Origin of the sequence: Serratia sp. C2(1), assembly GCF_036352655.1 — a bacterium.
Taxonomy (GTDB): Bacteria; Pseudomonadota; Gammaproteobacteria; order Enterobacterales; family Enterobacteriaceae; genus Serratia; species Serratia inhibens.
In genome coordinates this window covers 1,699,786-1,719,844 of sequence record NZ_JAZFBA010000001.1, presented here as the reverse complement: position 1 = coordinate 1,719,844, position 20,059 = coordinate 1,699,786, and the positions used below count along the sequence as shown (strand labels likewise).

Below are 20,059 nucleotides of genomic sequence, written 5' to 3'. Positions count from 1 at the left end.
ATGAAAGTCATTAAGGTACTCAATAATAGCCTGGTGCTATCAACAGACAGCGATAACAACGAAGCTATCGTCATGGGCAAGGGTATTGGCTTTAACAGCAAAGTGGGTGACGTTCTCGACCCGGCCACTATTGAGAAAGTGTATGTGGTACAGAACAGCCAAAAGGGCCGTGATTACCTGCGGTTGATGGAAAACACGCCGGAAGAGCACCTGGAGATTGTGCAGATGATCCTCGCCGAGGCCAACCGGCAGCTCAATGGCCGTGTTAACGAGCAGATTTTCTTCACCCTGGCGGACCACATCAGCTTTGCCATTGAGCGCTATCACAAGGGCATCGCGATCCAAAACCGGCTGTTGTTCGAGGTGAAGCGCTTCTATCCGCAGGAGTTTGCGGTGGCGGCGCAGGCGCTGGCGCATATCAATCAGCGGCTTAACATCACTCTGCCGGAAGAAGAGGCGGGGAATATTGCATTCCATCTGGTTAACGGCCAGACCGACGTACAGAACATGGAACATACCCTGCTGTCGGTGAAGATGCTGAAGGATATTTTCAATATCATCAAATACCACTTTCGCATCAATATCGATACGGATTCGCTCAACTACGCGCGTTTTCTGGTGCATATGCAGTTTTTTATTCAGCGGATGATCGAAGGGCAACAGATGGCGTCGAAAGACGACTTCATCTTTGCCCAGGTGACCAGGGAGTACCCGAATGCCTATCGCGGTGCGCTGCTGATCCGCGACTATGTGAAGAATTTGCTGGAGATGGAGATGTCGAACGATGAACTGCTGTATCTGGTGATCCACCTGACGCGTATCGCCGACCAGCAGGACTAGCCGGCATGCTGTGCGCTGACCGCTTCGGCCACCAACGCCCGGAAGCGCTGGATGAGGGGGGATGTGCGATTGCTGCGCAGCGCCAGGTATAGCGGTGCACTGAGCTGGGCTTCATCGCTGATTGCCCGGTAAACGATGCCGTCGCCGCCTAACCGCCGCATCGAGGCCGGTACGATCGACAGCCCCAGACCGGCCCCCACCAGGCTGAGCGTTGCAGGCAGGCGAGGGGCTTCCTGAATGACGCGTGGGCTGAACCCGGCGCGGTGGCAGGCGGCTAAAATGGCATCGTACAAGCCCTGGCCCGCAGGGCGGCGGTAGAGAATAAAGGCTTCGTTGGCCAACGACAGCAGCGGCAATGGCTGCTCGCTGTCGAACGCCAGCGGATGGCCGACCGGCAGGGCAACCAGCATGGGTTCGCGCAGCACCGGCTCAATGGTCAGGCCTGGCATGCCGCTGACCGGCGAGCGCACAAAAGCCACGTCGAGCCGCTCGTCCACCAACGCATCCAACAGTTCGCCGCTGCCGGCCTCTTCCAGTTGGGTAGTGATACCCGGCAGGATCTCGCGATAGCGGCGCAACAGGTTAGGCACAAACGGGTGCAACGCGGCGGAGCTGGTGAAGCCGATGGCGATATGCCCCTGTTCACCGCGTGCCGCACGCTGCACTGCCTCCGTCAACAGTTCGGCGCGGGCCAACAGCGCACGCGCTTCATTAAACAGCACGTTGCCCGCTTCGGTGGCGCGCACGCCGCGCGGCAGACGCTGCAACAGTGTTACCCCCAGCTCATCCTCCAGCCCCTGCAGCAGGCGGGTCAGCGGCGGCTGTTGAATAAACAACCGCTCGGCGGCGCGGGTAATATTGCCTTCTTCAACTACCGTAACGAACGCCCGCAGGCGACGAAGTTCGATCATTGACATACCTAAAAGGTATCCTTATTGATTCAGAAATGCATTAGACATCATGGCATGGCGGCGCGCATCATACCAGGCATCAAAATAAGCGATGTGGAACGGCCAATGTCTGAATCGGATGCGGTAAAAAACACCCGGCTTGCGGTGCCGCCGGGCAATGGGGAGCTGTTTTGGGGCTTTCTGATGTTGGGGCTGATAGGGTTTGGCGGCGTGCTGCCGCTGGCGCGCAATATGCTGGTGGAGGATCGGCGCTGGCTGAGCGGTGAACACTTTACCGAGTTGCTCGGGTTGTGCCAGTTTCTGCCGGGGGGTAACGTGATCAACCTTTCGGTCGCGGTGGGGATGGAGTTCCGCGGCCTGCGTGGCGCTTGCTGCGCGCTGCTGGGGTTGATCAGTGCGCCGACGGCGATTGTGGTCGGGTTGGGGATGGTTTACGCCCGCTTCCAGAATGATGCGCATGTGCAGCACCTGTTTGCCGGGCTGGCGGCTGCGGCGGCCGGTTTGCTGCTGTCCACCGGGATAAAAATGCTGTTGCCGCTGCGCGGTAAATGGCTGGCGCTGGGGATTGTCGCGCTGAGCCTGATCGCCATCGCCTGGCTGCGCCTGCCGCTGTTGCCGACCATGTTGGTGCTGGCGCCGCTGAGCATTCTGTTGCTGTGGTGGAGGAAGCCCTCATGATGGGCGTCTTGATCTCGCTGGCGATTATTTTCACCGAGCTTTCACTGCTGGCGTTCGGCGGCGGCATGACCATCCTGCCGGAAATGCAGCGCCAGGTGGTGGAGGTTCATCAATGGATGAGCGCGCAGGAGTTTAGCGCGTTGTTCGCCATGGCGCAGGCCGCGCCGGGGCCGAATATGATGATCGTGCCGCTGATTGGCTGGCACGTGGCCGGCTGGGCGGGGCTGTTGGTTTCCTCCGTCGCCAAGTTCGGTCCGTCATCGATCGTCACTTTACTGGTGATGGGCGCCTGGCGGCGCTTCAAGGACAAACCCTGGCGACGCGTCGTGCAGACCGGCCTGGTGCCGGTCACCGTGGGGTTGGTGGCGGCCAGTGGGGTCTTGATCGCCGAAGCCTCTGCGCCGAGCTGGCCGTTGGCGGCGATCATCGCGCTGGCCACGCTACTGAGCCTGAACAAACGTATCCACCCGCTGTGGGTACTGGCGGGCGGTGCGCTGCTCGGGCTGCTGGTCGCCTGATCAGCGCGGCGTCAGCACAAAGCGGGCTTTACCGCCGTGGTTCATGACCTCGTAGCGTTTGGGGGCGGTCAGCGCCAGAAACGCCACTCTGCTGCCGTCGGCGTTGGTCAACGTCATACCGTCCGGCGTCGGACGCCAGGCTACCGGCAGTTCGGTAAGCGCCAGAGGTTGCAGGCACTGCGATGAGGCGGTGAAACGGTAAGCGTTGGTGCTTTCGATCCGTTCATCGCTCAGTTCAACGTCACAGGCGGCGATCTTGCCTTCGGTGTCGGTCAACTGCCAGTGCCCTTTCAGCGCGGAGGGGGCGAGCAACGGCAACGAACTGGCGAAGGTATTGCTGCACAACAATAGGCTCATAACGGCTCCTGTCAGGGCAATGCGCCGTAATGCGCGCAACGGGATAAGGCGAGTCATCAGTCTCCTCACTGTCGCTTTGTGGCCGGGCGAAAACATCTTTTGTGTCTATGATGATAGCAAAGTTGCCGGCGTTGACGTTTGGCTTTGCGGGGGACTGGTTTGTTATGCATGGCGTGGAGACGTCATATCATCTGATGATTCGCTCTTTTTTCTTCGTTATGGAGACGTAGATGAGCTATTTTTCGCAACGTCCATTCGATATTCGTCTTGAGTGGGGAGGAAACGCCATCGAGCATATGGCGGGCGACGTTGATTGCGTCATCATTGTCGATGTGATGTCGTTTTCAACCTGTGTCAGCGTGGCAACCAAACGGGGAGCCAGCGTCTATCCCTATGCATGGAAAGATGACTCGGCCAAGGATTACGCAAGCAAGTTAGGCGCGGTAACGGCTAACAACACCCGGCGTTTTGATGGCGCAGGGTATTCTCTTTCGCCACTTTCGTTGGTCAATATCCCTGCGCAGACCAAGCTGGTGCTCCCGTCCCCCAATGGCTCCTCGTTGGCTTTTAAGGCTCGAGACTCAGGGGCTGCGGTATTCTGCGCTTGCCTGCGCAACCTGAAAGCGACAACCATTGCCTGTGCGGCGTATCGAAACATACTGGTGGTCCCCAGCGGCGAAAAATGGCCGGACGGCAGCCTGCGACCGGCACTTGAGGACTGGCTGGTTGCTGGCGGAGTCATCGCCCAACTGCCGGAAAGAAACCCGTCGCCGGAAGCACTGGCGGCGGCAGCAAGCTTCCATGCGTTGCCTGCGACCGCATTGCGCCAGTGCAGCTCAGCGCGGGAGTTGATTGAACGCGGGTTTGCCGCAGACGTTGATCTCTGTTTGGCGACTGATGCAGACGACAGGGCCTGCAGGTTGCAGCACGACCATTTTGTCGGTAACCAATGAACACCTCCAGCCTATTAAGGCCTCATTAAACCTGGTTGATTCTCTACGCTGCGGTACATGGCACAGCCCGGTAAATTCTATGAGGGGCGCTTGTAAGATTCGTCGCTGTATTGCAGTTTCTCCTTACGCCGCCCGCCGCCATAACGCGGCGTACATGCCGGGCTTGGCGAACATCACCAGATTCCCCAACAGGATCAGGCACAGGCCGATCACCGCGTTGAGGTGCCACTGGTAACCTTCATAAAGTGTCGAGATGCTCAGCGCCACCAGCGGGAACAGCAGGGTGCTGTAGGCCGCAGCGCTTGCGCCGATGCGGCCAAGCAGGCTGAAGTAAGCGGCAAAGGCAATCACCGAGCCAAAAATCGCCAGATACAGCAATGAGCCGATATAACGGGTGCTGAACTCAATCTGGAAGGATGCGCCCTGGGCCAGGGCGATCAGTGCCATCAGGATTGCGCCATAACTCATTGCATAAGTATTGGTGGAAAGAATGTCCAGCCCGCGCCGTTGATGGCGTGAACTGATCATATTACCGAGCGAAAAACCGTAGGTGCCGAGCGCGCTCAGTCCGATGCCTTGCAACAGTTCCGGCGCCATTTGCGTGGTGACCAGATCCTGCCAGAACAGGGCGACGATCCCGGTCAGGCCCAGTACCGCCGCAGGCAGCAAGTTTGGGCTGGGGCGCTGCCGGAAGAAGATCATGCCGTTGACGGCATTGAACAGCACCGCCATCGAGAAAATCACCGATTCCAACCCGCTGCTGATATAGGCCGCCGCATGATAGAAACAGTAGAAGTTAAAGCCGAACACACAGCAGCCTTGCAGGATGCAAAACAGGTGATCACGCAGCGCAATGCGGCGCAGGCGGCGCGCCAGCAGCAGAATCAGCAACATCACCGCAGCGGAAACCACGAAGCGGTAACTGATCGACACCGGAATGGCTACCGGTCCTGCCTGTTGCAGGGTAATCGCAATCCAGGTGGTGCCCCAAATCAGCACCACGGCAAGGTACAACAGCACGTTCATAATCGACTCCGGCAAAATAGATTGCCGCAGTATCCGCCGTTGCTCGCTGTCGCGCTTTCAGCGCTTTGCGCACAATTGCATATTCTTGCGCTTTTTTTGGCAAAAGCGCGGGCCGTAGGCTGGTGCGGTGTGGCGTCACTCTTTACACTGAAGACAATTCAGTGAGGCGGGGCCGGCGATGTCCAGATACAAGGCATTTGAAACACTGCGGGAACATAAAGCGCAGTTGCACAACAGCGTGCAGTTGGGTTCCGGCGTGGAGCTGGCCGCCTGGTCCAACCGTGACGATCGCATTACCCAGGAAAGCGCCGATCACCATACCCTGAGCCTCTATGTCGCCGATGGCTACGAGTGCTATCAAAAAGTGCCCGGCGGCTGGAAGAACGGCGGCGGGCCGGACCGTTTCTGCATTATGCCTCGCCAGTATGAATCCACCTGGGACGTGCGCAGCGATTTGTCTTTCGTGCATTTTTACTGCACCGACCGGCATCTGCGACAAGTGGTGGAGCAAACCTGGGATCGCAGCCCGGCGGCGATCAATCTCGAACCGCGCGCTTTCGCTGAGGATCCGCAAATTACGCTGCTGTATCGCCGGTTTTTGCTTGACTGCAACTGGCAGGAGCGCGCCAATCAGTTGGCGCTCAGCAGTGCTGCAACCCTGCTGATGTCGCATCTGGTTCAGCGCTACAGCCAACTGCAATGGGCTTTGCCGAGAGTGCGCGGCGGCCTGGCGCCAGCGGTGGCCAGGCGGGTAAAAGAGTATATCGAACAACATCTCGACAAGCCGCTGCTGCTGGCGGACCTGGCGGCACAGGCCGGGCTGAGTGAATTCCACTTCGCTCGCATGTTCAAACATGACACCGGCCTGGCACCACACCAGTTTGTGATGCGCACACGGCTGCAACAGGCGGAAAAATTGCTGCGCCACAGCCTGCTGCCGCTGACGCAGATTGCGCTGGAATGCGGTTTCAGCTCTGCCAGCCATTTCAGCAACCGCTTCAAAGCGGCCTACGGATTTGCTCCTATGCAGATGCGCCAAGGGCGTTAACCCCAAACAGGAGAGAACATGGAACAGCAGTTCGCAGGACTTGGCGTGTTGTTTATCGCCGGATTTGGGCCGATTACCCAGCAAACGGAACACAGCAAGGCGTTTTATGTTGATGCGCTGGGGCTGCCGCTCAAGCCGATGCCCGGCAATGCCGATTATCTGCTGGCCGAGCATGGCGCGCTGGAAGGGGTGAAGCACTTTGCCTTGTGGCCGTTGGCGCAGGCGGCGCAATCTTGCTTCGGCAGCGAACAATGGCCGGCCGATCTGCCGGTGCCGCAGGCCTGGATGGAGTTTGACGTCGCCGACATGGCGCTGGCCACCCAAGGCTTGATCGACAAGGGTTACCGCCTGCTGGTCGCCAACCGCGAAGAGCCCTGGGGCCAGAGCGTCACCCGCCTGCTCAGCCCGGAAGGGTTGCTGATCGGCGTCACTTTCACGCCCTGGCTGCGCGACTGAATTACAATCATGGCCCGTTAGGGGGTTTTGCTGTTGGCTTATGAGGGATCATGGATGGAAAACAAAATCGTAGAGATACTGACTTACACTCTGAAGAAGGGGACTGGCCGCGATTTTCACAAGATCATGATGGAAACCAGCGTCCCTTTGCATCGTAAGGCGGGGATCGACGTCGTCCGCTTCGGAAACTCTTTGCACGATGCAGATTCGTACTTTCTGATTCGCGCTTTTGACAGTGTCGAACATCTTGAAAGTGCCCAGGATGAGTTCTACAAAAGCGATGCCTGGCGAATGGGTCCGAGAGAGGCGATTATCGACAGGATTGAGCAAAGCCTCAAGGCTGTACTGACAATCAACAACGCGGCGCTGGATGCGATGCGGGTTTAGCCTGTCCAAATAGCGTTAAGGCAATAACGGTACTTCCCTGTTCTGAACCACACTGCGGCTCACTTGCGTACGCTTTCCACCTTTCTAAACTGGCTGCGCAGCAACAGGCAATTGATCAGCACCAGTGCCGCCGTTACCGCAAACACCCAGCGAAAGCCCATCAACGCGGAAACACTGGAGCCTATCAGCGGGCCGACCACGTTGCCGAGGTACATAAACGACTGGTTATAACCGAAGATGCGGCCGGTCACCTGATCGGAGGAATACTTCAGCAGCAGCGTCTGTACTGCGGGCATCAGGGCACCATCGGCAAACCCCAGCAGGAAGCGCAAGATCCCCAATTGCAGCGGCGTCTGCACCCAGGCCATGATGGCGAACAGTAGGGTGGTCAACCCCAGCGCCGCCATCAGAATGCGGGCGGTGCCGATACGGTCGCCAAGCCGGCCGAGACGCGGCGCGGAAACCAACGCGGCAATGCCGGGAACGGCAGCGATCATGCCGCTGATAAACGCGATATTGCCGCCGTCGCCGGACAAATCCTTGATGAACAGCGTCAGGATCGGGCTGATGGAGGAATTGGCCACTTGGATCATCAGCGTGCTGATGAACAGCGTGACGATCAACGCCGGATAAGGCAGCGACTGGAATACCGCCTTGCCGCTCAGTCGATCGGCCTTTTTCACCTCGATATGGCGTTCTTTTATCAGGAACAGGGTAATGAGGAAGCTGACGAACATCAGCCCGGCGGTAACGAAAAACACCACGCGCAGGCCCAGATGGTCAGCCATCAGGCCCCCCAGCAGCGGGCCGACGATCACCCCGGAAACCGGGCCGGTAGATAAAGTGCCCAGCGCCCAACCGCTTTTATCACGCGGCACCTGCGAGGCCACCAGCGCCATGGCGTTGGGAATATAACCGGAGGTCAGTCCCATCAACGCGCGCAGCGCAAACAGCTGATAAACGTGGGTCGCCATGCCCTGCAGCACAATAACGATCGCCATCCCCAGCGAGGCACGCAGCAGCATCAGTTTACGGCCTTTGCGGTCCGCCAGGCTGCCCCACAGCGGCGATACCAGCGCAGAGACCAAAAAGGTGGCGCTAAACACCAACCCCGACCAGATGCTGAGCGACTGGTGGCCGCTGACGCCGAGCTGTTCAATATACAGCGGCAGAAAAGGGAGGATCTGGCTCATCGCCAGCCCGGTGAAGAAACAGCCGAGCCAAACCGAAATCAGATTGAGTTTCCACGCTTCCATCAACTTGTCGTACCACTTTGAATTAAGAGGACATTATTGAGCAGGATAATAATAACACCGGTTATCAGGCGCGGGTGGCGAAATAAGTGAGGAAAAGTAAAACCCGCCTGGCGGCGGGCGCAGGCAGTTATTTCTGGTTGTCCTGTTCTACGGCGTCATACAGCCGCTGGAGGATATCCGGGAAGGCGGATTGTACGCGGTTCCAGCTTGGCACAAAGGGTTTATCGCCGGGGTTTTCGCTGAAGGCGTGCCCGGCCTGAGAAATTACCCGAGAGAACAGTTCGACCGCTGATTCTTCGCTGTGGCGATCGAAATCCAGACCGTTCATTTTGGCATCGTGCTCAAAGGCGTCGATCATATCCAACGCCGTGCGGTAGTAGGTGGCGCGCAGCACGCGAAAAGAATCGCTGGTGATCGGCACCCCCTGGATCGCCAGTTTGCGGTACAGCGCCTTGGTGATATCGCCCGCCATACGCTGCAGGCCGCTATGCGGATCCTCTTCCGACATCGGCTGGTGCTTATGATCGTAATTATCGGCGATATCCACCTGGCAGATTCTATTAGTGGCTGTATTGCGGTGGACTTCCGACAATACGCCGATCTCCAGCCCCCAGTCGCTGGGAATGCGCAGGTTGTTGAGAATGTGGGTGCGCATGGCGAACTCCCCCGAAAGCGGGTAGCGGTAGCTGCGCAGATAGTCGAGAAAATCCGAATTGCCGTAGACTTTCTGCAGTGATTTCAGCAGAGGAAACACCAGCAACCGGCCGACCCGGCCATTCAGCTTGCCGTTAGCCACCCGGGCATAGTAACCCTTGCAGAAATCGTAATGAAAATGCGGGTTAGCCACCGGATACAACAGGCGTGCCAGCATGCGGCGATCGTAGGTGACAATGTCACAGTCGTGCAGTGCCACACAGCTGGAACGGCGTGAAGCCAGAGTGTAACCGACGCAAAACCACACGTTGCGGCCTTTGCCCGGTTCGTTGGGTGCCAGCCCTTCGGCGCTGAGTTGGTCGGCGATCGCCGTCAGGCGCGGCCCGTCGTTCCATAAAATGCGGTGGCGCTGCGGCAGGCGGGAGAAAAAGCTTTTTGCATGCAGGAATTGCTCATGGTCGGCGCGATCCAGGCCAATGACGATCTCCTCCAGATAGGGCACCTGCGCCAAAACATCGACGATCTTGTCCAGTGCCGGACCTTCCAGCTCGGAATAGAGCGAAGGCAGAATCAGCCCCATGGTGTTGCGGCCGGAAAAGACCTGCAACTCGTATTCCAGTTCGGACAATTCGCGCTGTGCGAGATTGTGAAAGTTGGTGATGATGCCATCTTGATAAAAATCACTCATGGTGAGATCTCCCGTTAATCAGAAAATGATCCAATCCTTCGCACCAGCCCTCGGGGCCTTGCAGGCGCGTACGGTACAGCTGGCCGGAGAAACTGCCCGGTAAATCAAGAGGTTTGTCCTGCTGCCCTCGGATCAGCACCGCCAGGTCGCTGGCGTGCAACAGGGAAATGTCGTTGGGGCCGTCGCCCAGACTGAGGGTGGTGAAAGGGCGCGCTTGCATGGACTGGTAACGCGCGGTTAACCAACGGGCGGCATTGCCTTTGCTGACGGCCGCGCTCATCACGTGATAAAAGCGTCCGCCCTGGGTCAACTCGAGATTGTGCTGCGCGAGCAGTGCGCGAAACTGGGCAAGTTGTGCATCGTTACCGGCCCAGCGCAAGGGTTCAGAACCGGCACGCCGGCGCGCCAGATGCGCCTGATCGCGCGTTAAACCTGTCCATTGCGCGACGGTTGCGTCATCCACATCGGCAAAGCCCTGAAAGGCAAAACCGGTCTGGCTGCGCAGTTCCCGCAGCGTGGCGCAAAGGCGGGGGTAATCTGCACCCAGGTGCTTGGTCGGACAGTCGGGGCGATCGCGCCATTGCGCGGGGAAGACAATCTGCGCGCCGTTTTCCGCAATAAACGGCCACTGGCTCAGCCCGAGTTGCCGCTGCAACGGGGCGACTTCTGCGGCGGTTTTACTGGTGGCGATAATCAGCGGCGTCTGCGTGCGCGCCAGCCGTTCCAGCCAGGGCTGCGCAGCCTGCCAGCGGTAGCTGTGGTGATCCAGCAGCGAACCGTCCAGATCGGTGAAAATTAACAGATTGGGGCTCGGTTTCAGCATTTCATCTCCATGATATCGTGCGCAATTCGCTGATAAACAGGTTGATTACTTTGTTGTCAGGTAGACCGACGGAGAAACGGCGCGTGGCGTTGTCGAGGGTGTTTACCCTAGGCGCCGTGACTCCCTCAGGTGAAAATTGTGATGCGAATCACAATTTACCCTAACGGCTTATCGCAGGGGGTGCAAGTCTTGGCTGCCATAAGCAATGCACCACGCAGAACCGAATCTGCTACTCTGCGGGGAGGCGATTTTCGCTACCCAGTAAAATTATCCCTATTGAATCAGGAGGCAAACGTGCCCGAGGAAAAGCAAAGCATTCACCTGCGCCCGATGATTGAACGGGATCTGCCGGCGGCGTTCGGGCTGTCGCAACAGGCGCGCTGGCCTCACCGCCTGGAGGATTGGCAGCAGGCGTGGGCATTGGGGATGGGAGTGGTCGCGGTGGCCAACGGCGAGACGGTCGGCACCGCTTTGGGCTGGTCGTGGGGGGAGGATCGCGCCACGTTGGGGTTGGTGATTGTCGACGAACGGCATCGCGGGCAAGGCATCGCCAGGGAAATGGTGCAAACGCTGATGGCACCCTTGGCTGACCATCAACTGCACCTGGTGGCTACCGAACAGGGCAAGCCGTTGTATCGGCAGTTGGGGTTTATCGAACAGGGGCGGCTGGCACAGCATCAATGCCGGGAGTTGCCTGCTCGCGACGCCGTGCCTTTGCCGGAGGGCGTTACCCTGCGCCCGGCATCACTGCAGGATCTATCGACCCTGGCCGAGCTGGATTTCGCCGCTTGCGGCATGCGGCGTCAGCCGCTGCTGGAGACATTGCTGAGTAGCGCCGGGCAGGCGCTGGTGCTGGAACGGCAGGGGATTGCCGTCGGTTTCGCGGTGCGTCGCCGCTTTGGTCATGGCAACATGATCGGCCCGGTAATCGCGCCCGATATTGCCTCCGCCGTCGGGTTAATCGACGCGCTGTGCCGGCCCTGCACCGGCCAGTTTGTGCGTATCGACACGCCGCAGGCCAACAGCCTCGGCCCCTGGTTGGTCGAGCGCGGTTTGCCCAGCGTGGACACGCCCGCCATCATGGTGCGCGGCGCGCCTCATAGACCGGATCCTGCGAGCGTGCAGACTTTTGCATTGTTTTCGCAAGCGCTGTCATAAAATTGAAAATCAGGTGCCACGGCGGTGCATCGCCAGATGCATTGCCCAATTGTTGTGCAATAGTTATCAACAGATGACTTTGCTGTAACCGCAGGTTTTGCCGTTCCTGCGCCGCCGTACGCCGCCGCGCGTGAAATATCCCCAGAAAGTCCGCAATTGGCACAGGCCATGCATTGTCATCATCAGTCTTTGTTACCTGAGTAACAGACAGCGGTTTGATGACAACTCACCAACAGCGGGCGAACTATGGCAGACCATCCTGATGTGATCGCACAAATAGAAGCGTCATTCGCGGTACAAACCCCGACCGGCAAGCGTATTGCCGGTTATCTGCTGGCCAATCTGGCGCAGGTGCCGTTTGAAACCGCCGACGGCATCGCCCGCAGCACGGCGACCAGCGGCATTTCGGTCGGCCGCTATCTGCGCAGCCTGGGGTACCGCAATCTCGACGATCTGAAACGTACGCTGCGTGAACAAGGGGCGGCGCTGTACCAACCCTGGGGCGTCACCGATCGTCTGGGCGCTTACCGCCGGCGGCGCGATCAGCCACAGCCGCAAAAGCTGCGCCAGGCGTTAACGCTGGAACTGGAAGCGATAGAACACGTTTACCGGTTGGCCGGCGGGGAGGCGTTCAACCACATCAGCCGCCAGCTGGCGCAGGCAGAAGCGGTGTTTGTGGTCGGGATCCAGTCGACGCGCGGCATCGCCAACGCCTTTTACAGCCATCTGGAGTATCTGCGGCCCAGGGTCTATTACGCCGACGGGCTGTCCGGGACCTACGTGGAATCGCTCAATTCGGAATTTAGCGCGCCCTATCTGGTGCTGACCGACACTCGCGCCTACTCGACCATCGCCCGGCAATATTGTCAGGCGGCCTGCGCGCGCGGGCTGCGGTTGGCGCTGATCACCGACATTTACTGCCCGTGGGCGCGGGACTACCCGATTGACCTGCTGCAGGTGAAAACCGATACCGGCCAGTTTTGGGATTCGCTGGCGCCGCTCAGTTGCCTGTTCAACCTGCTGCTGTCCTCGGTACTGGAACAGGGCGGCGCGGCGGTGGAGCAACGGCTGGCCAACAACCGCCTTCTGCAAAAAGAACTGGGCCAATTTGAATCTTAACCGCATGGGAACAGGTAATGAGTGACAATGTAACCTTAGTTGATCTGGCCGAGGCGTTTCCCGATCTGCCGATCGAGTTGAAATACGCCGGCGCCGATAACCTCACCGGCCGGCCTATCTACCGCGAAAACCGCTGCCTGTTGCATCCCGATGCGGTACGCGGGCTGAAACGCTGCCTGCTGGCGGCGCGGCTTGCCGGTTTATCGCTAAAGGTGTTTGACGCCTATCGGCCGCAACAGGCGCAGGCGCTGCTGTGGCTGGCGTGCCCGGATCCGCAATATGTCACCAGCACCCAAACCGGCTCGCACCACAGCCGCGGCGTGGCTATCGACGTGACGCTGCTGGATGCGGCGGGCGCGGCGCTCGATATGGGCACCGGCTTTGATGAGATGAGCGAGCGTTCCCATCCGTTTTACCCCGATTTTCCTCCCGAGGTGCAGCGCAACCGGCTATTGCTGAATGCGGTGATGGCCGCCGGGGGGTTTTGCGGCATCGCCAGCGAGTGGTGGCATTTTGAGCTGCCCAACGCCGGTGACTATCCGCTGTTGGCCGATCGCTTCGGCTGTTTTTCTTACGATTAAAACGACGCACCTTCAACACACCAGGAGTCAGTTTATGAGCAAAGTTAAATACGCCGCGCTGGCGGTGGCAGTCGCTGTGGGTCTGGCCGGTTTGGCGCCGGCGCAGGCGGCGGTACCCAAGGATATGCTGGTGATCGGCAAAGCGGCCGACCCGCAGACGCTGGATCCGGCCGTAACCATCGATAACAACGACTGGACGGTAACTTACCCTGCCTACCAGCGGTTGGTGCAATACAAAACCGAAGGCGGCAAAGGCTCCACCCAGGTTGAAGGCGAACTGGCGGAAAGCTGGGCCGCTTCGGACGATCAATTGGTCTGGACCTTTAAGCTCAAGCCGGGCAACAAGTTTGACGACGGCAGCGAGGTTAACGCCGAGGCGGTGAAATGGTCGTTTGAACGGTTGATGAAGATCGGCCAGGGGCCGTCAGAAGCCTTCCCGAAAGATCTGCAGGTGACGGTGGTGGATTCGCTGACGGTGCGTTTCACGCTGAAAACGCCGTTTGCCCCGTTCCTCTACACGCTGGCCAATGACGGCGCCGGCATCGTCAACCCGGCGATCGCCAAGGCCAATCCGGCCGACGAGGGCAAAGCCTGGCTGGCGAATCACAGCGCAGGTTCCGGCCCTTACAAGTTGGATCGCTGGCAGAAGGGCCAGCAGTTGGTACTGGTGCCCAATCCGCATTACGGCGGGGCCAAACCGGCGTTCAAACGCGTAACGGTGAAAATCATCGCCGAAAGCGCCACCCGCCGCCTGCAATTGACGCGCGGCGATCTGGATATCGCCGAATCTCTGCCCATCGACCAGCTCACGGCGCTGAAAAGCGAAAACAAGGTGGCGGTCAATGAGTTTCCTTCGTTGCGCGTTACCTATCTGTACCTGAACAACGGCAAAGCGCCGCTGAATCAGGTGGATTTGCGCCGCGCCATCTCTTATGCGGTGGATTATCAGGGCATGGTGAAGGGCATTCTCGGCGGCAACGGCAAACAGATGCGCGGACCGATCCCGGAAGGCATGTGGGGCTACGACGCCGCCGCGCAGCAGTACAGCCTGGATGCGGACAAGGCCAAGAGTTCGCTGGCGGCGGTGAAAGACAAGCCGGCGTCGCTGAACTTCCTGTATTCGGTCAGCGATCCGAACTGGGAGGCGATAGCGCTCTCGGTGCAGGCCAGCCTGGCGACGGTAGGCATTAACGTCAAACTGGAGAAGCTGGCTAACGCTACCATGCGCGATCGCATCGGCCAGGGCAATTACGACATCGCCATCGGCAACTGGAGCCCGGACTTCGCCGACCCCTACATGTTCATGAACTACTGGTTCGAATCCGACAAAAAAGGGCTACCGGGCAACCGCTCGTTCTACAGCGATCCGCAGGTGGATGCGCTGCTGAAAAAAGCGGTCTCAGTGTCCGATCAGCAAGTGCGCACCGCCGATTATCAGGCGGCGCAGAAAATCGTCATCGACCAGGCGGCCTACGTCTATCTGTTCCAGAAAAACTATCAGGTGGCGATGAACAAAGAGGTGAAGGGCTTTGTGTATAACCCGATGCTGGAACAGGTGTTCAACGTTGGGCAGATGAGCAAGTAATTCTCTTTCGGTTAATTATTCAGAGGATTGCCAAAGCCCATTATTAGGTTGTGCAATCAAATTCGGGCAGCCGTTTGGCTGCCCCCTTGCGCCACGGGAAACGACTATGAACATTTGGAGCCTTATCCGCCAGCGCTGCTGGGGGCTGGTGCTGGTGATGTTCGGGGTGTGCGTCATCACCTTTACCATCTCGCACCTGATCCCCGGCGATCCGGCGCGGCTGCTGGCCGGCGATCGCGCCAGCGAGGAAATCGTCCGGCATATTCGCCAGCAACTGGGGCTGGACCAGCCGTTATACGTGCAGTTTGGCCGCTATGTGCTGGATCTGCTGCACGGCGATCTGGGCACGTCTATCCGCACCGGGCGGCCGGTGCTGGACGACCTGCGGGCCTTCTTCCCGGCGACGCTGGAACTGGCGTTTTGCGCTTTGCTGCTGGCGATCGCGCTGGGCGTGCCGCTCGGCGTGCTGTCGGCGGTTTACCGCAATAAATGGCCCGATCATCTGGTGCGCCTGCTGTCGGTGACCGGCATCTCCACGCCGGCGTTCTGGCTGGGGCTGGGGGTGATCATTTTGTTTTACGGCCAACTGAACGTCTTGCCCGGTGGCGGCAGGCTGGACGACTGGCTGGATCCGCCCACCCCTATTACCGGTTTTTACCTGCTGGATTCGCTGCTGACCGGCAACGGCGACGCGTTTTGGAACAGCCTGCAACACCTGATCCTGCCGGCGCTGACCCTGGCGTTCGTACACCTCGGGGTGGTGGCGCGGCAAATCCGCTCGGCGATGCTTGAACAACTGGGCGAAGACTATATCCGCACCGCTCGCGCCAACGGCCTTTCGCACTGGCGAGTGGTACTCGGCCACGCGCTGCCGAACGCGCTGATCCCTTCGGTGACGGTTCTGGGGCTGGCGTTGGGGGATTTGCTGTACGGCGCGGTGCTGACCGAAACGGTGTTCGCCTGGCCAGGCATGGGCGCTTACGTGGTGGATTCCATTCAGGCGCTGGATTTCCCGGCGGTGATGGGCTTTGCCGTGGTGGTGTCTTTTGCCTATGTGATGGTTAATTTGATCGTCGACCTGCTTTATTTGTGGATCGACCCGCGAATGGGGCGCGAGGGCTAATGACTATGTCTCAACTTGAACAACCGTCGTCTCAACTTGAACAACCGCCGTCTCACATCGAGCCACCGCCGGCGGCGGAACCCGTGCTGCGCTTTGTTGGCGCGCGGCGCGCCTGGTATCGGGTACGGCGCAGCCCGCTGACGCTGTTGGGCGCCGCCATCATGTTCTGCGTGCTGTTTTTGATGCTGTTTTCACCCTGGCTGGCGCCGCACAATCCGGACGCCATTGATCTGACCGCACGGTTGCTGCCGCCTTCGGCCGAACACTGGTTCGGCACCGACGAAGTGGGCCGCGATCTGTTCAGTCGGGTACTGGTCGGCAGCCGGCAGTCGGTAGCCGCCGGGCTGGCGGTGGTGGTGCTGGCGGGCGGAATTGGCTCGCTGCTCGGCTGTTTCTCCGGCGTGATGGGCGGCACGGTGGATGCGTTGATCATGCGCTGCATGGACATCATGCTGTCGGTGCCTTCGCTGGTGCTTACCATGGCGCTGGCGGCCGCGCTCGGGCCAAGCCTGTTCAACGCCATGCTGGCGATTGCTGTGGTGCGTATTCCGTTTTACGTGCGGCTGGCGCGCGGGCAGACGCTGACGTTACGGCATCAGGCTTATATGCAGGCGGCTCGCACCTTTGGCGCTTCGCGCTGGCACCTGATCGGCTGGCATGTACTGCGCAACGTCATGCCGCCGTTGGTGGTGCAGGCGTCGCTGGATATCGGTACCGCCATCCTGATGGCCGCCACGCTGGGCTTTATCGGCCTTGGTGCCCAACAACCGACCGCCGAATGGGGGGCGATGGTGGCCAACGGCCGCAACTATGTGCTCGACCAGTGGTGGTATTCGGCCTTTCCCGGTACGGCGATCCTGATTACCGCCACCGGCTTCAACCTGTTCGGCGACGGTCTGCGCGACCTGCTGGATCCTAAAACCCGGGGGCGTTGATGAGTGACACTACGGTTTTATCGATTGATGAGCTGCAATTGGAATTTCCGGTTTACGGCGGCAGCGTCAAAGCGCTCAACCGTGTTTCGTTGCAGGTCAAGGCCGGCGAAATCGTCGGCGTGGTGGGGGAATCCGGCTCCGGCAAGTCGGTAACGGCGATGATGACCCTGCGCCTGCTGGCCGAAGAGGGTTACCACGTGACCGGCGGTTCGCTGGAGGTATTGGGCACCGACGTGCTCGGCGCCAGCGAGCGGCAAATGCGCCGACTGCGCGGTGCCCGGGTATCGATGATTTTTCAGGAGCCGATGAGTGCGCTGAACCCGACGCGGAAAATCGGCCGCCAGATGTGCGAGGTGATCCGCCTGCACCAGCGGCTGTCGGCGCGGCAGGCGCGTGACAAGGCGCTCCAGTTGTTGCGTGAAATGCAAATTGCCGATGCGGAACGGGTGATGGAGCGCTATCCGTTTGAGCTGTCGGGCGGCATGCGCCAACGGGTGCTGATCGCCATGGCGTTTTCCTGCGAACCGGAGCTGATTATCGCCGACGAACCGACCACGGCGCTGGATGTTACGGTGCAGCGGCAGGTGCTGCGCCTGCTGCAACAGAAGGCTCGTGCCAGCGGCACGGCGGTGCTGTTTATTACTCACGATATGGCGGTGGTGTCGCAGCTTTGCGACCGGGTATATGTCATGTACGCCGGGCACGTGATCGAAAGCGGCGCCACCGCGCGGGTGATTGACCACCCGCGCCACCCGTATTCCATTGGGTTGTTGCTGGCGGCACCGGAACGCGCCGAACCGCGCAGCCTGCTGCGGGCCATTCCCGGTACGGTGCCCAATTTGAGCGCATTGCCGCCGGGCTGCGCATTCAGCAACCGGTGCCGCTACGCCAGCGGCCAATGCCGACAAACGCCGCCGTTGGCGCCATTAGCCGCTGACCCGACGCAACGGGTGGCCTGCTGGCATCCGCAGTCTATCGATCTGGAGGTGCAAAATGAAGGTTGAAGCGCTACTGGAACTGCGCGACGTGCGGCTGCGCTTTCCCGCCAGCTATAATTGGCGCGGTAAGCCGAGAGAATATGTCCATGCGCTCAACGGGCTGGATCTCAACATCATGCGCGGCGAGACCCTGGGGATCGTCGGCGAATCCGGCTGTGGCAAAAGCACCTTGGCGCAACTGCTGATGGGATTGTTGAAGCCCAGCAGCGGCGAGTTGCTGCGCGCCCGTTCCGGTGGCTCCTGGTTTGGCAGCGGCATGCAGATGGTGTTTCAGGATCCGCAGTCGTCGCTCGACCCGCGCCTGCCGGTATGGCGCATTATCACCGAACCGGTCTACGTGCAGCAGCATAACGGCGTGGCAGAGCGGCGGGCGCTGGCGGCCGAACTGGCGCAACAGGTTGGCCTGCGGCCGGAGTCTATTGACCGGCTGCCGCATGAGTTTTCCGGTGGCCAGCGCCAACGTATCTCGATTGCCCGCGCGCTGTCCTCGCAACCGGATATCATCGTGCTGGACGAGCCGACGTCGGCGCTGGATATCTCGGTGCAGGCGCAGATCCTTAACTTGTTGGTGGAGCTGCAACGCCAGCGCAATCTGACCTATGTGCTGATCTCGCATAACGTTTCGGTGGTTCAGCACATGAGCGATCGGGTGGCGGTGATGTATTTGGGGCAGATCGTTGAGCTGGGGCCAACCGCGCAGGTATTGCGCCAGCCGCAGCATCCTTATACCCGACTGCTGCTGGATTCGGTGCCGCGCGCCGGACGTGCGCTGAGCGACACCACGATTGAAGATCGCAAAGGGGAGTTGCCGGGCAATCGCCAGTTGCCGCTGGGGTGTTTTTTCCGCGAGCGTTGTCCCTACGCCGGGGAAGGCTGCCAGATGCCGCAAACGCTGCGGGTGAATCTGGGGGGGACGGCGGTGCGCTGCCATAAAGTGGCGTGACGGCCACAGCGTTCAGCGAATGATGCCCCGCGTAGAGCGGGCAAAAAAATCAGTGAACAGCCGCAGTAACGGGTATTCCACGCCGAGACGGGCAGCCTCTTGCCGCACGTCTTCCAGCGCCATCGACTGGTGATACAACATGGCGTAAAGCGAATGAATGACCCGCTGCTGTTGCTCGTCGGCGGCCAGAAAGGCCGGTGCCAGCAGATGCAGGCCATCCGGTTTGGCGCGGTTGCCGCCGGCCTGGACGAACGGCGGCAGATCCTGCACCGCGAGGGTGCCGTCGGCCAATCGTGCGTGGGCACCGATAATGCAAAATTGATGCACCGCACAGCGCGCGCCGACCCAACCGCCGTCTCCCAGCTCCACATGACCGGCCAGACCGCTGTTATTGCCGATATGCGTGGCGTTGCCAATGATGCAGTCATGGGCAATATGCACATTATCCCGCAGATGGTTGTCATCGCCGATCGCGGTGTGGCGGCAACCTTGTGCGGTGCCGCGATGCAGGGTGGCGTATTTGCCGATGCGGTTGCGATCGCCGAGAGTGAGCGTGGTCGGCTCACCGGCGTATTTCAAATCCTGGCCGGCTTCGCCGATCGAGGAAAACTGGTCGATGACGTTGTCGCGGCCGATGCGCGTCAGGCCGTTAATCACCACGTGAGAGGCGATAGAGGTGCCTTCGCCAATCTCAACGCCGGCGGTGATGAAGCAAAAAGGGCCGATGCGCACGCGCGCACCGATAATCACGCCAGGCTCAATCACGCTGCTGGCGGCAATACGGGCAGAAGGAGAAATCATGCTGCTTCCTGATGGCGGCGCGTGGCGTATCCTTCAGCCAGGCCAGACATCGGTTAACCATTAAGCCGGATTCTGGATTAATCAGGGGAAAAACAAGAAAGTGCGGCCATGAGGGTTTGCCTCTGGGCCAGGTGCAACAAAGTTGTCTGAGGCCAGCATAAGCCCTCGCCACGCTCAGACCACCCGATTATATTTTATTTATTTTATGAACCATTCGGTAA

The 20,059-nt window shown here is 59.8% G+C and carries 22 protein-coding genes; 15 read left to right on the top strand and 7 right to left on the bottom strand.

The genetic code is table 11. The features are described 5' to 3' along the window. Positions 1-840, top strand: a complete 840-nt coding sequence (gene licT / locus V2S86_RS07980; RefSeq protein WP_330761966.1) for a BglG family transcription antiterminator LicT — start codon at positions 1-3, stop codon at positions 838-840. Here the strand turns inward: licT and V2S86_RS07975 are convergent. Then, the gene (locus V2S86_RS07975) at positions 837-1,757 is read right to left on the bottom strand and encodes a LysR family transcriptional regulator (RefSeq protein ID WP_330761965.1); all 921 of its coding nucleotides are present in this window, start codon (positions 1,755-1,757) and stop codon (positions 837-839) included. The two genes, licT and V2S86_RS07975, sit on opposite strands and share 4 nt — an antisense overlap. A gap of 99 nt (positions 1,758-1,856) precedes the next feature. Between V2S86_RS07975 and V2S86_RS07970 the strand changes: the two genes are divergently transcribed. Further along, on the top strand, positions 1,857-2,429 hold the full coding sequence (locus V2S86_RS07970) for a chromate transporter (protein WP_330761964.1): 573 nt from the start codon (positions 1,857-1,859) through the stop codon (positions 2,427-2,429). Beyond that, the gene (locus V2S86_RS07965) at positions 2,426-2,947 is read left to right on the top strand and encodes a chromate transporter (RefSeq protein WP_330761963.1); all 522 of its coding nucleotides are present in this window, start codon (positions 2,426-2,428) and stop codon (positions 2,945-2,947) included. Before V2S86_RS07970 ends, V2S86_RS07965 begins: the two co-directional genes overlap by 4 nt. Here the strand turns inward: V2S86_RS07965 and V2S86_RS07960 are convergent, their stop codons facing one another. Further along, positions 2,948-3,304 carry a protease inhibitor Inh/omp19 family protein gene (locus V2S86_RS07960; protein WP_330761962.1) on the bottom strand — a complete coding sequence of 119 codons (357 nt, stop codon included), beginning with the start codon at positions 3,302-3,304 and terminating at the stop codon, positions 2,948-2,950. A gap of 230 nt (positions 3,305-3,534) precedes the next feature. On the opposite strand from V2S86_RS07960, the gene V2S86_RS07955 reads away from it, so the two are divergent. Continuing rightward, the gene (locus V2S86_RS07955; protein ID WP_330761961.1) at positions 3,535-4,257 is read left to right on the top strand and encodes a 2-phosphosulfolactate phosphatase; all 723 of its coding nucleotides are present in this window, start codon (positions 3,535-3,537) and stop codon (positions 4,255-4,257) included. Between the two features lie 123 nt (positions 4,258-4,380). Here the strand turns inward: V2S86_RS07955 and V2S86_RS07950 are convergent, their stop codons facing one another. Continuing rightward, entirely contained in the window at positions 4,381-5,283 is a 903-nt protein-coding gene (locus tag V2S86_RS07950) for a DMT family transporter (RefSeq protein ID WP_330761960.1), read from the bottom strand. A 178-nt stretch (positions 5,284-5,461) separates the two neighbouring features. On the opposite strand from V2S86_RS07950, the gene V2S86_RS07945 reads away from it, so the two are divergent. Genes V2S86_RS07945 through V2S86_RS07935 form a run of 3 tightly spaced genes read left to right on the top strand, consistent with a single transcriptional unit; the run spans position 5,462 to position 7,174 of the window. After that, positions 5,462-6,331, top strand: a complete 870-nt coding sequence (locus V2S86_RS07945) for an AraC family transcriptional regulator (RefSeq protein WP_330761959.1) — start codon at positions 5,462-5,464, stop codon at positions 6,329-6,331. An 18-nt stretch (positions 6,332-6,349) separates the two neighbouring features. Further along, complete coding sequence (locus V2S86_RS07940) at positions 6,350-6,787, top strand: glyoxalase (protein WP_330761958.1); 438 nt, start codon at positions 6,350-6,352, stop codon at positions 6,785-6,787. Positions 6,788-6,841: 54 nt separating this feature from the next. Next, complete coding sequence (locus tag V2S86_RS07935; RefSeq protein ID WP_330761957.1) at positions 6,842-7,174, top strand: NIPSNAP family protein; 333 nt, start codon at positions 6,842-6,844, stop codon at positions 7,172-7,174. A gap of 59 nt (positions 7,175-7,233) precedes the next feature. Here the strand turns inward: V2S86_RS07935 and V2S86_RS07930 are convergent, their stop codons facing one another. From V2S86_RS07930 to V2S86_RS07920, 3 genes are all read right to left on the bottom strand, one after another. Then, positions 7,234-8,430, bottom strand: a complete 1,197-nt coding sequence (locus tag V2S86_RS07930; protein ID WP_330761956.1) for a multidrug efflux MFS transporter — start codon at positions 8,428-8,430, stop codon at positions 7,234-7,236. 127 nt (positions 8,431-8,557) lie between these two features. Next, entirely contained in the window at positions 8,558-9,772 is a 1,215-nt protein-coding gene (locus V2S86_RS07925; protein ID WP_330761955.1) for a glycosyl transferase, read from the bottom strand. Beyond that, positions 9,765-10,595, bottom strand: coding sequence for a mannosyl-3-phosphoglycerate phosphatase-related protein (locus tag V2S86_RS07920; protein WP_330761954.1), 831 nt, complete (start codon positions 10,593-10,595; stop codon positions 9,765-9,767). Before V2S86_RS07920 ends, V2S86_RS07925 begins: the two co-directional genes overlap by 8 nt. Positions 10,596-10,889: 294 nt before the next feature. Here V2S86_RS07920 and V2S86_RS07915 point away from each other — a divergent pair, with 294 nt between their 5' ends. From V2S86_RS07915 to V2S86_RS07880, 8 genes are all read left to right on the top strand, one after another. Next, a complete protein-coding gene (locus V2S86_RS07915) occupies positions 10,890-11,753 on the top strand; it encodes a GNAT family N-acetyltransferase (protein WP_330761953.1) in 864 nt (287 codons plus the stop codon). 246 nt (positions 11,754-11,999) lie between these two features. After that, positions 12,000-12,872 (top strand): MurR/RpiR family transcriptional regulator, encoded by an 873-nt coding sequence (locus tag V2S86_RS07910; RefSeq protein ID WP_330761952.1) that lies wholly within the window; start codon positions 12,000-12,002, stop codon positions 12,870-12,872. A gap of 17 nt (positions 12,873-12,889) precedes the next feature. Beyond that, positions 12,890-13,453 carry a D-alanyl-D-alanine dipeptidase gene (ddpX, locus tag V2S86_RS07905; protein ID WP_330761951.1) on the top strand — a complete coding sequence of 188 codons (564 nt, stop codon included), beginning with the start codon at positions 12,890-12,892 and terminating at the stop codon, positions 13,451-13,453. A 34-nt stretch (positions 13,454-13,487) separates the two neighbouring features. Beyond that, positions 13,488-15,038: an ABC transporter substrate-binding protein gene (locus V2S86_RS07900; RefSeq protein WP_330761950.1), complete on the top strand. Its 1,551-nt coding sequence runs from the start codon at positions 13,488-13,490 to the stop codon at positions 15,036-15,038. A gap of 106 nt (positions 15,039-15,144) precedes the next feature. Further along, the gene (locus V2S86_RS07895; protein ID WP_330761949.1) at positions 15,145-16,161 is read left to right on the top strand and encodes an ABC transporter permease; all 1,017 of its coding nucleotides are present in this window, start codon (positions 15,145-15,147) and stop codon (positions 16,159-16,161) included. Then, positions 16,161-17,096, top strand: a complete 936-nt coding sequence (gene ddpC / locus V2S86_RS07890; protein ID WP_330761948.1) for a D,D-dipeptide ABC transporter permease — start codon at positions 16,161-16,163, stop codon at positions 17,094-17,096. The genes V2S86_RS07895 and ddpC overlap by 1 nt, the downstream gene beginning before the upstream one ends. After that, the gene (locus V2S86_RS07885) at positions 17,096-18,100 is read left to right on the top strand and encodes an ABC transporter ATP-binding protein (protein ID WP_330761947.1); all 1,005 of its coding nucleotides are present in this window, start codon (positions 17,096-17,098) and stop codon (positions 18,098-18,100) included. The genes ddpC and V2S86_RS07885 overlap by 1 nt, the downstream gene beginning before the upstream one ends. Continuing rightward, a complete protein-coding gene (locus tag V2S86_RS07880) occupies positions 18,090-19,037 on the top strand; it encodes an ABC transporter ATP-binding protein (RefSeq protein WP_330761946.1) in 948 nt (315 codons plus the stop codon). Before V2S86_RS07885 ends, V2S86_RS07880 begins: the two co-directional genes overlap by 11 nt. 12 nt (positions 19,038-19,049) lie before the next feature. On the opposite strand, the gene lpxA is transcribed toward V2S86_RS07880, so the two are convergent. Further along, positions 19,050-19,838, bottom strand: coding sequence for an acyl-ACP--UDP-N-acetylglucosamine O-acyltransferase (gene lpxA / locus V2S86_RS07875; RefSeq protein WP_330761945.1), 789 nt, complete (start codon positions 19,836-19,838; stop codon positions 19,050-19,052). Positions 19,839-20,059: the final 221 nt, after the last annotated feature.

What these genes read in the sequence shown, in the direction of transcription:
- licT (WP_330761966.1), top strand. Translation starts at nt 1, where the DNA reads ATGAAAGTCATTAAGGTACTCAATAATAGCCTGGTGCTATCAACAGAC.
- V2S86_RS07975 (WP_330761965.1), bottom strand. Translation starts at nt 1,757, where the DNA reads ATGTCAATGATCGAACTTCGTCGCCTGCGGGCGTTCGTTACGGTAGTT.
- V2S86_RS07970 (WP_330761964.1), top strand. Translation starts at nt 1,857, where the DNA reads ATGTCTGAATCGGATGCGGTAAAAAACACCCGGCTTGCGGTGCCGCCG.
- V2S86_RS07965 (WP_330761963.1), top strand. Translation starts at nt 2,426, where the DNA reads ATGATGGGCGTCTTGATCTCGCTGGCGATTATTTTCACCGAGCTTTCA.
- V2S86_RS07960 (WP_330761962.1), bottom strand. Translation starts at nt 3,304, where the DNA reads ATGAGCCTATTGTTGTGCAGCAATACCTTCGCCAGTTCGTTGCCGTTG.
- V2S86_RS07955 (WP_330761961.1), top strand. Translation starts at nt 3,535, where the DNA reads ATGAGCTATTTTTCGCAACGTCCATTCGATATTCGTCTTGAGTGGGGA.
- V2S86_RS07950 (WP_330761960.1), bottom strand. Translation starts at nt 5,283, where the DNA reads ATGAACGTGCTGTTGTACCTTGCCGTGGTGCTGATTTGGGGCACCACC.
- V2S86_RS07945 (WP_330761959.1), top strand. Translation starts at nt 5,462, where the DNA reads ATGTCCAGATACAAGGCATTTGAAACACTGCGGGAACATAAAGCGCAG.
- V2S86_RS07940 (WP_330761958.1), top strand. Translation starts at nt 6,350, where the DNA reads ATGGAACAGCAGTTCGCAGGACTTGGCGTGTTGTTTATCGCCGGATTT.
- V2S86_RS07935 (WP_330761957.1), top strand. Translation starts at nt 6,842, where the DNA reads ATGGAAAACAAAATCGTAGAGATACTGACTTACACTCTGAAGAAGGGG.
- V2S86_RS07930 (WP_330761956.1), bottom strand. Translation starts at nt 8,430, where the DNA reads ATGGAAGCGTGGAAACTCAATCTGATTTCGGTTTGGCTCGGCTGTTTC.
- V2S86_RS07925 (WP_330761955.1), bottom strand. Translation starts at nt 9,772, where the DNA reads ATGAGTGATTTTTATCAAGATGGCATCATCACCAACTTTCACAATCTC.
- V2S86_RS07920 (WP_330761954.1), bottom strand. Translation starts at nt 10,595, where the DNA reads ATGCTGAAACCGAGCCCCAATCTGTTAATTTTCACCGATCTGGACGGT.
- V2S86_RS07910 (WP_330761952.1), top strand. Translation starts at nt 12,000, where the DNA reads ATGGCAGACCATCCTGATGTGATCGCACAAATAGAAGCGTCATTCGCG.
- ddpX (WP_330761951.1), top strand. Translation starts at nt 12,890, where the DNA reads ATGAGTGACAATGTAACCTTAGTTGATCTGGCCGAGGCGTTTCCCGAT.
- V2S86_RS07900 (WP_330761950.1), top strand. Translation starts at nt 13,488, where the DNA reads ATGAGCAAAGTTAAATACGCCGCGCTGGCGGTGGCAGTCGCTGTGGGT.
- V2S86_RS07895 (WP_330761949.1), top strand. Translation starts at nt 15,145, where the DNA reads ATGAACATTTGGAGCCTTATCCGCCAGCGCTGCTGGGGGCTGGTGCTG.
- ddpC (WP_330761948.1), top strand. Translation starts at nt 16,161, where the DNA reads ATGACTATGTCTCAACTTGAACAACCGTCGTCTCAACTTGAACAACCG.
- V2S86_RS07885 (WP_330761947.1), top strand. Translation starts at nt 17,096, where the DNA reads ATGAGTGACACTACGGTTTTATCGATTGATGAGCTGCAATTGGAATTT.
- V2S86_RS07880 (WP_330761946.1), top strand. Translation starts at nt 18,090, where the DNA reads ATGAAGGTTGAAGCGCTACTGGAACTGCGCGACGTGCGGCTGCGCTTT.
- lpxA (WP_330761945.1), bottom strand. Translation starts at nt 19,838, where the DNA reads ATGATTTCTCCTTCTGCCCGTATTGCCGCCAGCAGCGTGATTGAGCCT.